Here is a 257-nt window from a genome sequence, read left to right as displayed (position 1 = left end):
ACGCAGACGGACCCGAAATGGGTCGGCGTCCGGGACGGTATGCGACTGTTTGTCGTGTACTGCGGGCGCGACTGCGATCAGACGCCGCTGTACTGGCTGTCACAGTACACGCCGGAAGAGCTGTCCGAGTTTCTGGAGCGCGGTGAAAGCCTCATGGAGACCAGTGACGCAGGTTTGCGCGCTCTGGGATTCTCTTATAAGGAAAAATCCAGCGACTGGATCGGCGGCTACGCAGAAGAAAGTCTGATTCCGATCCG

General features: G+C 58.8%; 1 protein-coding gene. It reads left to right on the top strand.

Translation table 11 applies throughout. The annotated features are described in order from the left end of the window. Positions 1-257: hypothetical protein (locus tag AC1RPT_RS08120; protein WP_481763043.1), on the top strand; the 257-nt coding region annotated here is incomplete at both ends.

It is taken from the genome of Dellaglioa sp. CoH-56-MRSF-11, assembly GCF_056782135.1.
Note: the sequence above shows the minus strand (reverse complement) of the source record. Positions and strands in the feature narration are given on the sequence as shown.